Raw genomic sequence first — 14564 nt, forward strand, 5'->3', positions numbered from 1 at the left:
TGTCACTCTGGACCTGTCGAAGTGCTGTCGAAACGTTCTCCTCTACGCCGGAGAGGCATGTTACTTTTGCTGAAAAAGTAACCAAACCTCATCGCTAGGAATTTTTGCAGGGTGGGATAGTGCATGGGCAAATTTCTACAGATGCAAATATTCCTCAGGCGACATTCTGCTGTTTAGGGGAGCCAGAAGCTACAATTTAGGATTTAATTAAAAGACACAAAATATAGCTGCGCTGAGCCCTTCGCGGTTTATGGCTCTACTAACTACCATGTACCAACTACTCCCTACAATCTACTAACAACAAACTACTAGCCACTTCGTCATGTCGACTTTGGAGACATCTAAACACTATAAAAACAACATCTATACTAAAAGGATGAATAGATAGTATGCTCCTCCCCAAATACCGGAGATGCGTCACTGCGAGAAGCGTAGCGACGTGGCGGTCTTTGTTTATTTATCTCCAGGAGATTGCCACACCTTCGTTCCTCAGGTTCTCAAAGACGTTTTTAGTTTTTAGGAAAATCCTTACGAACTAATCAGATACAAAATATAGTTGCGCTGAGTCCTTCGCGGAGGGGTGTCTCTACCAACTACTACCTACCAACTACTATCTACTAACTAAGAACAACAAACTACTCCCCACCAACTACGTAACTACTCCCTACCAACCCGATACTGTACAGGCGTAAGCCCTACAATTGCTTTAAATGTTTTATGGAAACTGACAAAATTCTGAAACCCTGATTCAAAGCAAACTTCCTTAATAGCCATCTTTTCTTCCATCAGAAGTTTACAGGCGTGCGTGATACGCAACTCATTGATAAATTGAATTAATGTCTTACCCGTTTTTTGTTTAAAATATCGGCAGAAGGAGTTTTCAGTTAATCCAGCCAGTTGGGCGACATATTGAAGCTGAATTTTTTGCTTGTAATTGAGTCGTATATAGTCTAGGATCTTATTCATACGAAGGTAGTCCTCTTCTTGTTGAAAATTACTGTGACTTTCACTAATAAGAAGTTGTGCGTCCGTCTTCTGTCCAATGTAATCTAAGGTGTCCAGCAAGCTAAGTAATTGTTTGAAAGAGGAATGCGGTGATAATTGACGAAAGAAATCAGCAATGCAGGCATCATCTTCTGAAAAATAAAGGATGCGTTTAGCCCGTTGGTATCCTTGTTTTATAGCGGAAGATTCCTTGAGGGACCAGAAATCATTCCCCATAAAATCCGGTTTAAAGTGGATCACCCTAATATCCACTTTAGCGACAGCATCCGTCTGTAAAAACTCCTCATCAAAAAGCCAGTAATGGGGGATGTTGGAACCGATAAGCATGGAATCTCCGTCACTAAACTTAAAAATGCGATCCCCTGCAACGAAAGTTCCTTTTCCTTTGGTGATCTGGATAAATTCCAATTCATCATGGTAGTGCCACACATTATGATTCTGTGGCGCGCGATCGTGGCGAATTAAGATGGCCCCCTGATCTTCCTGGATATGATTGAGACGCTGAATATGCATTGTGATAACGTATATATTCGTTGTAAAATGTAAATATATCAGTTGTGTGGTAATATTGTTTATCTTTTTGGTAAAATAGTTCAATGATTCCTATTCACCACAACCTATTTTTACAATTCCAATATAATCCTATATGACAAAAACAAAAACTTACGGCTTGGCTATTGTTCTGATAACATCCCTTTTTTTCTTTTGGGGATTTATACATAACCTAGACCCAATCCTCATCAAGCATTTAAGGAGTGCGTTTAGTTTAACCCATTTTCAAGCGTCTCTCGTAGATTCCGCTGTTTTTATTGCCTATTTCGTATTGGCTATTCCTGCAGGTATCATTATGAAAAGATTTGGATACAAGGTCGGTATCGTCGTTGGGCTTTTGCTTTTTGCATTAGGTTGTTTCCTTTTTATTCCGGCAGCTAACACCATGAGTTATGCCTTTTTTCTCGGTGCACTATTTGTCCTTTCTTGCGGCTTAACCATTTTAGAGACTGCTGCAAACCCATATATCACGGTACTAGGGGATCCTGCGAAGGCAACACAGCGCCTTAACTTTGCACAATCATTCAATGGTTTAGCGGCGTTCGTAGCGCCAATTGTCGGAGGGTATGTCATTCTTGCTGATGAACCTAAGTCAGCCGGTGAAATTGCTGATATGACGGAGCAAGCGCGTCTCGCTTACATACAGGCCGAAACCGCTTTGGTGAAAGGTCCATATCTTGTGTTGGGCTTAATAATCCTGCTTGTCGCCGTGTTGTTTATCGTAACGAAATTACCTGAAATTCAAGAGGAGGAGGATGCGGTTGCTTCAAAAGGATTCTTTGGTGCGTTCAGACATAAGAATGTATCATGGGCTGTTGTAGCGCAGTTTTTTTATGTAGGTGCGCAGGTTTATGTGTTAAGTTTCTTATTAGTTTTTGCTGAAGATGCGTTACAAATGCATGGACAGGATGCGAAATACTACGCGGGTGCAGCGGGACTAGCTTTTATGATTGGTCGATTCGTAGGTTCCTTCTTTATGAAATTCATACAACCTTATAAGTTGCTGATGTTGTATAGTGTTTTTGCAGTTCTACTATGTGTATTGGTTATTTACGGCGAAGGTATCGTAACGCTATATGCGTTGGTCGGTATTGCCTTTTTTATGTCTATTATGTTTCCAACGATTTTTGCGATGGGCTTGGAAGGTACGGGAGCCGATACAAAATCGGCATCGAGCTTGATTATTATGTCCATCGTCGGCGGAGCGATCATTCCACCGTTGGCCAGTAAGGTAACTGATTTTAGTGGAAACGTGCACTTGTCATATTACGTGCCACTATTCTGTTTTATTGTAGTCCTGTTTTTTGCTTGGCGCAACAAAAGTGTAGCGGTACTTCCGGAATCGGTTTCCAGTACACGTAATGAGTTATAGAGACATAAAACATCTGTTGCTTACCTGTTTAAGATTAGCATATGAAAATGAAAACGTGCAAATAAAGTGTTAAAATAATATAAAATGCATAGATATACATTCGCATTAGATTTAGTAAACGATCCTGTATTAATCCAGGAGTACGAAGACTACCATCAAAATGTTTGGCCAGAAATCAAGGCATCAATCAGTGATGCTGGTGTTCTTCATATGGAAATATATCGGTTTGAAAATCGGTTGTTTATGATTATGGATGTTGATCAGGACTTTAGTTTTGATAAAAAGAGTGAAATGGATGCTAATAATCCTAAAGTGCAGGAATGGGAAAAGCTGATGTGGAAATATCAACAAGCGATTCCAGGGGCAAAACCAGGAGAGAAGTGGGTTTTAATGAAACAGATTTTTGAATTGTAAAAACACAAGGTGTTGTGTCTGATTAGTCCGTAGATAGTAGTTTGTTGTAGAGCCACAAGGTTTTGTGGCTACTTGGAAGGGATTAATTGGTAGATTGAAGAGACCCTTGTAGAGACAGTAGATCTAACTGCGATGAACCCTTCGGGGGTTGTGTTTATCGAAAAATAGAAATATGAGAAGAGAGAAGTTAGCTTATTTACAAATTCATCCGAAAGACAATGTACTCGTTGCCTTACGTGATTTAGCCGAGGGAACAGCTATTTCTTTTGCTGGACAAGAATTTGTTCTTCGGGAAAAGGTGAAGGCCAAGCACAAGTTTACCATTGCTGCAATGCCAAAGGACGAACCGGTATATATGTATGGTGTACTTGTAGGCAAGTTAAACTATGCGTTAGATGCTGGAGCGTTGATCTCAACCGAAAATTTGCGTCATGCGGCAGATGATTTTCACTTGGGAACACGGAAACTCGAATGGGATAAGCCCGATGTGTCAGCTTTTGTCGGTAAAACATTCAACGGGTTCCACCGTAGTAATGGCACCGTCGGTACCGCCAACCATTGGCTTGTTATACCGTTGGTTTTTTGTGAGAACAGAAACGTGTTGACCCTAAAAAAAGCGTTAGAGGAAAAACTCGGCTATCAAGTGGCGTCCAAGGACTATACGAATGAAGTCGACACTTTGATTCAGAAATATCAAGCCGGAGCATCTGTGGATGATCTGCTTCAGATCGATTTGTCCAATTCAGCTGAAGGAAAACAAAAAAGCAAGCTTTTCCCCAACGTGGATGGTGTGAAATTCCTGAACCACGATATGGGATGCGGCGGGACACGTATGGACTCGGATGCCCTTTGCGGACTATTAGCAGGTTATGTTACGCATCCAAATGTCGCAGGAGCCACCATCTTAAGCCTTGGTTGCCAGCACGCACAAGCCTCCATCTTACGCGATGAGATTGCAAAGCGAGATCCTAATTTTGATAAACCGCTATATGTTTTTGAGCAGCAGTTGGAAGGAACTGAGCAAGAGCTCATGCATAAAGCAATAAAAGCAACCTTTGCGGGACTAGCGCAGGCAAATCAACAGGAGCGAAAGCCCGCAACGCTCGATAAACTATGCATCGGACTGGAATGTGGTGGGTCGGATGGCTTCTCCGGTATATCGGCCAATCCTGCACTAGGGTTCTTGTCGGATATCCTTGTAACACTTGGCGGCTCCGTTATACTGGCTGAATTTCCAGAGCTTTGTGGTGTGGAGCAAGAGCTTAGCGATCGTTGTATCGATGAAGATACAGCGCAGAAATTTATGTCTCTGATGCAGGTGTATAATGCGAAGGCAGAAGCCGATGGTTCCGGATTTTATATGAACCCTTCGCCAGGGAATATTCGTGATGGTTTGATTACAGATGCAATAAAATCAGCTGGCGCAGCAAAAAAAGGAGGAACTTCGCCGGTGACCGCTGTCGTAGATTATCCGGAGTTGGCCAATGCGCCTGGGCTGAATTTGTTGTGTACGCCGGGTAATGATGTGGAAAGTACAACAGCCGAAGTGGCTGCCGGTGCTACTATCGTTTTGTTTACAACAGGACTGGGAACACCTACAGGAAACCCGATTACGCCAGTTGTTAAGCTATCAACCAATACGCCAGTTTACGAGCGAATGCCTGATATTATCGATATTAACTGTGGTACGATTATCGATGGCGAAGAAACGATAGAGGAGGCTGCTCATCGTATTTTAGACTATGTAATTCGTGTAGCGAGTGGAGAGGAACAACCTAAAGCGGTGCAATTGGGACAGGATGATTTCATTCCATGGCGTCGTGGAGTGTCTTTGTAAGAACGTATTAATTAGAAAATAATGTTGAAATTAGAAAATAAAGTAGCTATTATTACAGGCGGAGGCAGTGGAATTGGTCGCGCGATTGCGGAACTTTTTGCTGCTGAAGGGGCATTTGTACATATTTTAGATCTGAATGTCAGCGGTGCGCAAGCAGTTGTTGATGGGATACAGAATACAGGCGGAAACGCAAAAGTACATGCTTGTAATGTTGCAAATCAGGAAGAGGTTATTTCCATTGTAGGCGCTATCGGTCGGGTAGATGTATTGGTCAACAATGCCGGTATTGCGCATGTCGGAAATTTGGAAAACTGCCAAGAAGCAGATTTTGAGAAGGTTTTTGCGGTGAACGTAAAAGGGGCATACAACACCTTATTTGCGGTCGTTCCCGGAATGAAAGCAAATGGCGGAGGAGCGATTTTGAACTTAGCGTCTATCGCTGCGGTGGTCGGTATTAGTGATCGGTTTGCCTATTCCATGAGTAAGGGCGCCATCTATGCGATGAGTATGTCGGTGGCACGTGATTATATGGCGCATAATATCCGTTCAAACTCGATTTCACCCGCACGCGTACATACGCCTTTTGTGGATGGTTTTATTGCTAAAAACTACCCCGGAAAGGAAGAAGAGATGTTTGCTAAATTATCGAGCTCACAACCCATCGGCCGCATGGCGAAACCTGAAGAAATTGCTAAATTAGCACTGTTCCTTTGCAGCGAGGATGCGGCTTTCATCACGGGGAATGATTACCCGATAGATGGAGGTTTTATAAAATTGAACAACTAGACTAATAAAATAATCCGCATGATCCGCTTAAATGTCGGGATGTAGGGAAAAGAAAAACAACACTATGAAATTAATACGTTTTGGTACCTTCGGAAAGGAAAAAATTGGTGTACAGATTGACGATGTAAACTACGATGTATCAGCTTTAGGAGTTGATTACAACGAGCAGTTTTTTGAAGAAGGAGGCTTGGAGCGTCTGCAAGCTTTTGTTGCAGAAAATGCCGGTAAACTTCCGGTTGTTCCTACGGGAACTCGCTTGGGAGCACCATTTGCTCGCCCTTCGAAAATTGTTTGTATCGGATTGAATTATAAAGATCACGCTGCTGAAACGGGAGCAAAGATTCCGGAGGAACCGATCATCTTTATGAAATCCACCACAGCGCTTGTTGGACCAAACGACCAGGTTGTTATACCTAAGAATTCGCAAAAAACAGACTGGGAAGTAGAATTCGGTATTGTGATCGGTAAGAAAGCTTCTTATGTAACGGAGGCAGAAGCATTGGATTATGTAGCGGGTTATGTGTTACACAACGATGTGTCAGAACGTGAATTCCAGATTGAAAGAGGTGGTACATGGGATAAGGGTAAAGGTTGTGATACCTTCGCACCAATGGGACCATTTATGGCAACAGCCGATGAAATTCCAGATATTAATAATGTACGTCTTTGGTTAAAAGTAAACGGTAAAATGTACCAAGATGGAAATACCAGCAACCTGATTTTCTCGGTACCGCATATCGTATCGTACGTATCCCAGTTTATGACCCTTTTACCGGGGGATGTAATTTCTACGGGAACACCAGCAGGTGTTGGTTTAGGCTTCAACCCACCGATTTACTTGCAGCCTGGTGATGTAGTAGAGCTGGGGGCTGATTATTTAGGCGTATCTCGTCAAGAGGTTATCGCGTACACACAAGGATAAGAATATGCGGATAGATGCCCACCAACATTTTTGGATTTTCGACCCGGTTCGTGACGCTTGGATTACGGAAAAGATGTCGGCTATTCGTCGTAACTTTTTGCCGACCGATTTATCATTCGCTTTGAAGGAAAATCGGATCGATGGCGTGATTGCCGTGCAAGCGGATCAGTCGACCGACGAAACTCAGTTTTTGGTGGATCTATCAACGATGTATGCCATGATTAAAGGTGTGGTAGGTTGGGTCGATTTGCGTTCGCCACAAGTCGCCGAACAGCTTGCATACTTCAGTCAGTATAAAATAATTAAAGGGTACCGCCATATTATTGAAGCGGAAGCGGATGCTGATTTTTTAATGCAACCGTCCTTCTTAAATGGAATCAAGCAATTGACCGAATACAACTATACCTACGATTTGTTAATTGCGCCTCGACATTACGCGAGTACACTGGCTTGTGTCGAGGCCAATCCAAATCAACAGTTTGTTTTGGATCATATGGCGAAGCCAAATATCAGAGATAAAGCGTTTGATACATGGGCATCCTTTATGGAAAAGCTGGCTGCGTTTCCTAATGTTTATTGTAAAGTCTCGGGATTGGCCGTAGAAGCGCAATGGCCGGGCTGGGAACTGGATGATTTTGTTCCCTATATTGACCATGCTGTTGCTACTTTTGGTAAGGATCGCTTGATGTATGGTTCCGACTGGCCCGTCAGTTTGGTGGCGGCAAGCTATGCTGAGAGTATCGCCATTGCGGATCATGCGTTAAAGGGATTTACACCGGAAGAACAGTTCGCATTTTGGGGCGGCAATGCGGCACATTTTTACAAGTTTAAGAATTCATAATGAACCTAAATATTAAAGACAAAGTATTTATCGTGACCGGTGGTGCTAAAGGTATCGGTCGTGCTGTTGTTATTTCGCTCGCAAAAGAGGGAGCTATTCCTGTTATTGTCGGACGTAAACAAGCCGACAACCTGTTGGTGCAGGCCGAAGTAGAAGCATTGGGTGGAAGGGCACTAAGTATTGAAGCTGAGCTGTCTGATCCCGAAGCGAGTGCATACGCGGTTAAGGAGACGTTGGCTGTATTTGGGCGTATCGATGGTTTGGTGAATAATGCCGGACACAATGATGGAGTAGGACTTGCCTCTGGTAATTATGAAGGCTTTGTTGCATCGTTGCACAAAAATCTAATTCATTATTACCTGATGGCGCATCATGCACTGGATGCGTTGAAAAGTAGTAAGGGGAGTATTGTAAATATCAGTTCCAAAACGGCCGAGACAGGACAAGGGGGGACGTCTGCCTATGCCGCATCGAATGGCGGAAGAAATGCCCTTACTCGGGAATGGGCGGTAGAGCTTTTACCTTTCCAGATCCGCGTTAATGCAATCGTGGTGGCGGAGTGTGCTACACCGCAATATGATAGCTGGATACAAACCTTGGATAATCCGGAAGAAGTATTGGAGAAAATAACGGCGCGCATACCGTTGGAAAATAGAATGACAACAGCAGAGGAGATTGCGGATACGACGGTGTTTTTATTGTCCGATAAATCGAGCCATACCACGGGGCAACTTATTCATGTCGATGGGGGCTATGTTCATCTGGACCGTTCCTTAATTAAGGAACCTTCAAACTAATGATAATTAGCGTGTAATAACATTGATGATAGAAAAAGAAGTTTATATCTCGAACGATAAATATAACCTGCGTATTGGGTATCAGGAGGTCGACCATTTGCGTGCAGAACTCAATCGGATGAGTATGGACTTTTGGGGATTCGATTTCGAGAATTACTATCAATCCGGATATTGGGATAACACCTGTATTCTTTATTCGCTTTTTGATGGCGACCAGATGGTCGCACATACAACCTTAAGTATCTTAGAAACAACAACAGGTGGTGAGGTGTTACAGTTGGGGCAAATTGGTACGGTAATGACGGCTGCTAATTACCAAAGAAAAGGTCTTGCACGTTTTCTTATGGAAGAGATTCAACACGATTATCAGGATGTTTTGGATGGTTATTTTCTATTTGCGAACGAGACGGTATTGGATTTTTATCCGAAGTTTGGCTTTACACCCGTAGCGGAATATCAACCGACCTTATCGATCCTTTTGGGGAACACTCCGGCCAACAAAGCGACGAGATTGAATCTGGATCTGGAGACAGATCGTTTGCTGTTTGAACGTTATGTTACGGATACCAAGGCGACATCTCGTTTCTATACCCGTAATTTTGGACTTACTTTTTTTTATTGTTATGCGTACCCTGACTTTGGCTTTAAGGACGCTATATACTTCCTCCCACAGCTAGATACCGTTGTCGTAGCACAATATGAGGATGACACACTCCATGTGTTTGAGATTTTTCAGAAACAGGAGGTGTCGCTTAGGGAGGTGATACAAATACTCGCTACTCGTGAAACTCGTCGGGTAGTTTTTGGGTTCACCCCGCAGACTGATCTTCCTGTCGACCTCCAACAGTACAAAGAAGAGGATTTGACGTTGTTTGTGACGGAACGATTGGTCGGGTTATTTACCCACGAAAAGTTGATGGTGCCTTTGCTATCGCACACATAAACGGTGTGTATCTAACAGGTTAGCCAACCGATAATTTCTGTTGACCCCTTGCGGATTTGGATATATTCCGTTATTTTTATCAAAATCCTGCACTTTTGTAGGTGCTAAGGTTCTCGTTTATAGGGAGAAACATTACTGCCTGATAGGCGAGGGACCTTATGATTACATGAAATAGAACTGCAATAGATTGAAATTCAACGAATTTGGCTTTATTCCAACACTGGAAGAAGGTCTTGATAGTATGGGCTTTGTGGAGGCTACTCCAATTCAAGAACAGGCGATTCCTGTTGTATTAGAAAAAAAAGACCTTATTGCCTGTGCGCAAACGGGAACTGGAAAAACAGCGTCCTATTTGTTACCTATCTTAAATATGATAGGAGAAAATCCAAAAGAACATATTTATGCCCTTATCCTTGCTCCAACAAGAGAATTAGCGCTCCAGATTGATCAACAGATTATGGGATTGAGCTACTTTACAGGAGCAACATCCATTGCCGTGTATGGCGGTGGGGATGGTATGGGCTATGAGCAGCAAAGACGTGCACTTCAAGAGGGCGCCAATATCGTGGTAGCGACACCGGGACGTTTGTTGGCGCATATGTCTGGTGGTAAGGTGGACTTTAGTAAGCTTAAATGTCTGGTGCTGGACGAAGCAGATCGGATGTTGGATATGGGATTCCATGAGGATATCATGCGGATTATTACGGCGTTGCCACAAGAAAGGCAAGGGCTTTTGTTTTCGGCGACCATGCCGCCTAAAATCCGGACGTTAGCAAAGAAGATATTGGTAGATCCTTCGGAGGTAAATATTGCGATATCGAAGCCTTCGGCGGGAATTGATCAGCAGGCATACCTGGTGTATGATGAGCAGAAAGCAGCTTTGTTGAAACATATCCTAAGCAATGATACCTACAGCAGTATTATTATCTTCTCTTCGAAGAAGGATATGGTGAAGAAGCTTGCAGCAGAACTCCAGCGCAAAAAGGTATCGGTAGAAGGATTTCATTCCGATTTAGATCAAGCGCAGCGGGAAGCGATTATGGCTCGCTTTCGCGCCAAACAACTTCGTATATTGATCGGTACCGATGTGATTTCTCGCGGTATCGATATTGAAGGGATCAGCTTGGTTGTCAACTATGATGTACCGCCAGATCCGGAAGATTATGTACACCGGATTGGTCGTACCGCACGGGCAGCTACAACAGGTACGGCAATTACTTTTATCAACGATAAGGATCAACATCGGTTTGCCCGTATTGAGCAGCTAATTGAAAGTGAGGTGCCAAAGATGCCGTTACCGGAAGGTTTTGAAGCGGGACCGGTTTATGATCCGAAGAAAAGTGGAAAGAAAAAACGTAATTCTTTCAAAAAGAAAAAGCCGAACCGTAAGCCAACAGGAGAGCACGGTGGTGCCCATGGCGTAGCAGCAACAGCAGCACCTGTTGTGGCTTCTGTTGTAACAGGAGAGGCGCAAGCAAATGGAGGTGAGGTTGCAAAATCAACGAAGCCTAAGCGTCGCTTTAATCGTCCAAAACGACCGAAGAATAGCGAAGGAACGGAGTAGATAGTAGGGGGAGTTTGTAGTTTGTAGTTGGTTGTTAGTAGTTGGTAGATTGTAGGAAATAGTTTGTAGGTTAGTAGAGCCACAAGATTTTGTGGCTAATGATTATAAAACGTCTTTGCGAACCTGAGGAACGAAGGTGTGGCAATCGTCTGGAGATAAATAAACAAAGATTGCCATGTCGTTGCACTTCTCGCAGTGACGTAGCTTCGTGTTTCTGGGCGGAGCGTACTGTCTCACTCTTTTAGCGTAAGTACTTATAGTGTTGAGATGTCTCCAGAGTCGACATGACGAAGTGGGTAGTTGGTCGTTAGTAGAGAGTAGCTTGTTGGTCGAAAGTAGAGCCATAAACCTTGGAGGGCTCAGCGCAACTAAATCTTGTTACTAGTAGTTAGTAGGGGTTAGTTGGTCGTTGGTAGTTAGTACTTATATTCTGGCTTCCCTTAACAGCTAGATGTCGCCTGAGGAATATTTGCAGTCTGTAGTAATTTGGCAAGACACTGTCCATTCCTTGCAAAAATTCCTAGCGACGAGGTTTGGTTACTTTTTCGGTAAAAAGTAACATGCCCTTCCGGCATAGAGGAACAAGTAACAAATCCTCTCTATGATCTATCAACATTTTACTGAATGGATTGTTTATGTTTGTACCTTTTTGGAATAAGTACTTATAGTGTTTAGATGTCTCCAGAGTCGACATGACGAAGTGGGTAGTTGGTCGAAAGTAGAGCCATAAACCTTGGAGGGCTCAGCGCAAGTAAATCTTGTTACTAGTAGTTAGTAGGGGTTAGTTGGTCGTTGGTAGTTAGTACTTATATTCTGGCTTCCCTTAACAGCTAGATGTCGCCTGAGGAATATTTGCGATCTGTAGTGATTTGCCCAGGCACTGTCCATTCCTTGCAAAAATTCCTAGCGACGAGGTTTGGTTACTTTTTCGGTAAAAAGTAACATGCCCTTCCGGCATAGAGGAATAAGTAACAAATCCTCTCTATGATCTATCAATATTTTACTCAATCGATTGCTTATGTTTGTACCTTGCTGATACATAAGAAATTTGGTAAGCTTGTAAGACAGAAGCAACTAAACCTATTCTTTATGCGAAGTAAAAATCGATTGTGGCGTCATTTTTTGTTTTTTGGACTTATTTCAACAACGTCCTTGAGCTATGCCCAAGTAAGACCTACCGTACCTGAACGATTTCAAGAGCTACCTGATCCAACCGTAGATACGTTGTCAGATTGGTCGGCGATAGAAAAAGGACTTCATTCCTCCTTTGTTACTATAGATAAACGTTTTCCAAAATCTGTAGCACCCAATTTTAGACCGCAAGCAACACAAAGTGTATCTGGATGGAAAGGCGAACGTGTTTCAGTTCAGGTTTTGCTGTGGACAAGCAGTCCGATTCAAGGAGCACAGGTTGCAGTAACGTCATTTAAGTCAAAGGATGCTACACTACCTAAATCCATTGCTTCGACCCATTTCGTAAGGTATGTGATGACCGATGAATTTGGACCGGGGTGCGGGTATCGTAAACCGCAAGATTTTGCGGCTTCACTTGCTCCGGATATGTTGGATAATCTGTCTTCATTTGATTTAGAAGGTAAGAAAGTTCGTCCGGTATGGGTGACTATCGATATCCCTCGAACAGCCAAAGCCGGTGTTTATAAAGCGGATGTCGAAGTGTCAGCAAAAGGAGAAACCATGCAGAAGCTGAATCTTGAGGTCGAGGTTATCGGTCAGTCATTACCAGCACCTCAGGCGTGGTCATTTCACTTGGATCAATGGCAACATCCGTCAGCTGTCGCGCGTGTATTAGGTGTACCGGTATGGAGCAAAGCTCATTTCGATGCGATGCAACCAACGATGAAAATGTTGGCTGATGCAGGTCAAAAGGTTATTACAGCGACATTGAACAAAGATCCTTGGAATGTGCAAACCTATGATCCGTATGCCGATATGATTACCTGGAAGAAAGACGCCAATGGGAAATGGTCCTATGATTATACGGTGTTTGACAAATGGGTGCAGTTTATGATGGATCTTGGAATTACCAAAATGATCAATTGCTATTCCATTGTGCCGTGGAATAATGAAATCCATTATACCGATGCAGGGCAGAGTAAGGTAATCAATGTTGTTGCAAAACCTGGTACGCCGATATTCGAAGAGCTTTGGACACCTTTCTTAAAGGATTTTGTTAACCACCTGAAACAAAAAGGATGGCTAGAAAGAACAAATATTGCGGTTGACGAGCGTTCGCGCGAAGAGATGGATGGTGCTTTAGCGCTTATTCAACGTGTAGCTCCAGAACTGGGAGTGTCGTATGCGGATAATCAAAAAACCTACCAGCGTTATCCCAATAGCGACGATATCAGCATTGCGGCAAACCATCCCTTTTCGCAGGAAGATTTGGTGGATCGTAAAGCAAGAGGGCTAAACACATCCTTTTATATCTGTTGTAGTGATGGGTTTCCAAATCAGTTTACTTTTTCTGACCCGGCAGAATCTACTTATTTAGCTTGGTACGCAGAGGCCGCTAATTTCGATGGACTGTTGCGGTGGGCCTACAATTCATGGGTTGAAAATCCGGTGCAGGACTCACGCTTTAGGACGTGGCCAGCGGGCGATACCTATATTGTATACCCGCATGATCGTAGCTCTATCCGTTATGAAAGAATGTTAGAGGGTATCCAAGATTATGAGAAGGTACAGCTCGTGAAAAAAGCGCTCTTGAAAAAAGGGGATGCGGACAACTTAGCGAAGCTTAACGAGGCGATTTCAAAGTTAAATACCGCAGAGCGGAAAGCGGGGTGGAATGAAAACTTAAATGAAGCAAAAAAACTGTTGAATGATCTCTCGAGACAGTTGGTGTTAAAATAAAATATTTAGGGTCGCTCTTGATGGGCGACCCTAAATATTTACGCTAGCCTTTGCGCAAATATTTGGTTAGAATAACAATGGTTTGTCCTTCTACTTTTCCTTCAATTTGCTCGATATTATCCGGGACGAGGCGGATATTTTTAACCACCGTACCCAATTTTGCTGATATAGAGGATCCTTTTACATCCAATGTTTTAATTAAAACAACGGTATCGCCTTCATAGAGACGTGTTCCATTGCTGTCTTGGTGAAATGACACGGTACCATCTTGCTCGTGATCACCTGTTTTCTTTGCCCATTCCAAAAGCGTGTCATCCAAATAAAGGATATCCAGATTGTCAGCCGCCCAGCCTTCATTACGGAAGCGATTTAACATCCGCCAAGCCACCACCTGCACAGGAGCATTCTCTGACCACATTGTTTCACCTAACACCTTCCAGTGATCCGCTTGAATTTGTTCCCGCTTTTCAATCTGATCCAGGCAGGTGCTACACACTAAGATAGCGTTGTCTGCTGTTGTTTGTTCCGCCGGAGGAACACTATAAACTGATAGATTATTTCCACCCAAACAGAGCTCACATGCTTGATTTCCGCGTTCTAAAAGTTGAGATTCTAAAGACATTATACATGTATTGATTAAAGCCCGAAGGTACTAAA

At 43.2% G+C, this 14564-nt stretch carries 12 protein-coding genes; 10 read left to right on the forward strand and 2 right to left on the reverse strand.

The features are described 5' to 3' along the window. Window positions 1-657: 657 nt before the first annotated feature. Window positions 658-1518 (reverse strand): AraC family transcriptional regulator, encoded by an 861-nt coding sequence (locus B9Y69_RS02600; protein WP_085471438.1) that lies wholly within the window; start codon window positions 1516-1518, stop codon window positions 658-660. Between the two features lie 133 nt (window positions 1519-1651). Here B9Y69_RS02600 and fucP point away from each other — a divergent pair, with 133 nt between their 5' ends. From fucP to B9Y69_RS02650, 10 genes are all read left to right on the forward strand, one after another. Further along, window positions 1652-2929, forward strand: coding sequence for an L-fucose:H+ symporter permease (gene fucP / locus B9Y69_RS02605; protein WP_085471439.1), 1278 nt, complete (start codon window positions 1652-1654; stop codon window positions 2927-2929). Window positions 2930-3013: 84 nt separating this feature from the next. Continuing rightward, window positions 3014-3343 carry an L-rhamnose mutarotase gene (locus tag B9Y69_RS02610; RefSeq protein WP_085471440.1) on the forward strand — a complete coding sequence of 110 codons (330 nt, stop codon included), beginning with the start codon at window positions 3014-3016 and terminating at the stop codon, window positions 3341-3343. A gap of 172 nt (window positions 3344-3515) precedes the next feature. Continuing rightward, window positions 3516-5180: a UxaA family hydrolase gene (locus tag B9Y69_RS02615; RefSeq protein WP_085471441.1), complete on the forward strand. Its 1665-nt coding sequence runs from the start codon at window positions 3516-3518 to the stop codon at window positions 5178-5180. A gap of 21 nt (window positions 5181-5201) precedes the next feature. Beyond that, window positions 5202-5966 carry an SDR family NAD(P)-dependent oxidoreductase gene (locus B9Y69_RS02620; RefSeq protein ID WP_085471442.1) on the forward strand — a complete coding sequence of 255 codons (765 nt, stop codon included), beginning with the start codon at window positions 5202-5204 and terminating at the stop codon, window positions 5964-5966. Window positions 5967-6030: 64 nt separating this feature from the next. Further along, on the forward strand, window positions 6031-6888 hold the full coding sequence (locus B9Y69_RS02625) for a fumarylacetoacetate hydrolase family protein (protein ID WP_085471443.1): 858 nt from the start codon (window positions 6031-6033) through the stop codon (window positions 6886-6888). A gap of 4 nt (window positions 6889-6892) precedes the next feature. Then, window positions 6893-7729 carry an amidohydrolase family protein gene (locus B9Y69_RS02630; protein WP_085471444.1) on the forward strand — a complete coding sequence of 279 codons (837 nt, stop codon included), beginning with the start codon at window positions 6893-6895 and terminating at the stop codon, window positions 7727-7729. Then, window positions 7729-8526, forward strand: a complete 798-nt coding sequence (locus tag B9Y69_RS02635; RefSeq protein WP_085471445.1) for an L-fucose dehydrogenase — start codon at window positions 7729-7731, stop codon at window positions 8524-8526. The genes B9Y69_RS02630 and B9Y69_RS02635 overlap by 1 nt, the downstream gene beginning before the upstream one ends. 25 nt (window positions 8527-8551) lie before the next feature. Beyond that, entirely contained in the window at window positions 8552-9469 is a 918-nt protein-coding gene (locus B9Y69_RS02640; protein ID WP_085471446.1) for a GNAT family N-acetyltransferase, read from the forward strand. A gap of 187 nt (window positions 9470-9656) precedes the next feature. Continuing rightward, complete coding sequence (locus B9Y69_RS02645; protein ID WP_085471447.1) at window positions 9657-11033, forward strand: DEAD/DEAH box helicase; 1377 nt, start codon at window positions 9657-9659, stop codon at window positions 11031-11033. A gap of 1089 nt (window positions 11034-12122) precedes the next feature. After that, window positions 12123-13907, forward strand: coding sequence for a DUF4091 domain-containing protein (locus tag B9Y69_RS02650; RefSeq protein ID WP_085471974.1), 1785 nt, complete (start codon window positions 12123-12125; stop codon window positions 13905-13907). Window positions 13908-13950: 43 nt separating this feature from the next. Here B9Y69_RS02650 and B9Y69_RS02655 read toward each other — a convergent pair whose 3' ends face one another. Next, window positions 13951-14529, reverse strand: a complete 579-nt coding sequence (locus B9Y69_RS02655; protein WP_085471448.1) for a PhnA domain-containing protein — start codon at window positions 14527-14529, stop codon at window positions 13951-13953. Between the last annotated feature and the right edge of the window lie 35 nt (window positions 14530-14564).

Source organism: Sphingobacterium psychroaquaticum, assembly GCF_900177625.1.
Classification (GTDB): domain Bacteria; phylum Bacteroidota; class Bacteroidia; order Sphingobacteriales; family Sphingobacteriaceae; genus Sphingobacterium; species Sphingobacterium psychroaquaticum.

What these genes read in the sequence shown, in the direction of transcription:
- fucP (WP_085471439.1), top strand. Translation starts at nt 1,652, where the DNA reads ATGACAAAAACAAAAACTTACGGCTTGGCTATTGTTCTGATAACATCC.
- B9Y69_RS02630 (WP_085471444.1), top strand. Translation starts at nt 6,893, where the DNA reads ATGCGGATAGATGCCCACCAACATTTTTGGATTTTCGACCCGGTTCGT.
- B9Y69_RS02620 (WP_085471442.1), top strand. Translation starts at nt 5,202, where the DNA reads ATGTTGAAATTAGAAAATAAAGTAGCTATTATTACAGGCGGAGGCAGT.
- B9Y69_RS02615 (WP_085471441.1), top strand. Translation starts at nt 3,516, where the DNA reads ATGAGAAGAGAGAAGTTAGCTTATTTACAAATTCATCCGAAAGACAAT.
- B9Y69_RS02655 (WP_085471448.1), bottom strand. Translation starts at nt 14,529, where the DNA reads ATGTCTTTAGAATCTCAACTTTTAGAACGCGGAAATCAAGCATGTGAG.
- B9Y69_RS02640 (WP_085471446.1), top strand. Translation starts at nt 8,552, where the DNA reads ATGATAGAAAAAGAAGTTTATATCTCGAACGATAAATATAACCTGCGT.
- B9Y69_RS02635 (WP_085471445.1), top strand. Translation starts at nt 7,729, where the DNA reads ATGAACCTAAATATTAAAGACAAAGTATTTATCGTGACCGGTGGTGCT.
- B9Y69_RS02625 (WP_085471443.1), top strand. Translation starts at nt 6,031, where the DNA reads ATGAAATTAATACGTTTTGGTACCTTCGGAAAGGAAAAAATTGGTGTA.
- B9Y69_RS02610 (WP_085471440.1), top strand. Translation starts at nt 3,014, where the DNA reads ATGCATAGATATACATTCGCATTAGATTTAGTAAACGATCCTGTATTA.
- B9Y69_RS02650 (WP_085471974.1), top strand. Translation starts at nt 12,123, where the DNA reads ATGCGAAGTAAAAATCGATTGTGGCGTCATTTTTTGTTTTTTGGACTT.
- B9Y69_RS02600 (WP_085471438.1), bottom strand. Translation starts at nt 1,518, where the DNA reads ATGCATATTCAGCGTCTCAATCATATCCAGGAAGATCAGGGGGCCATC.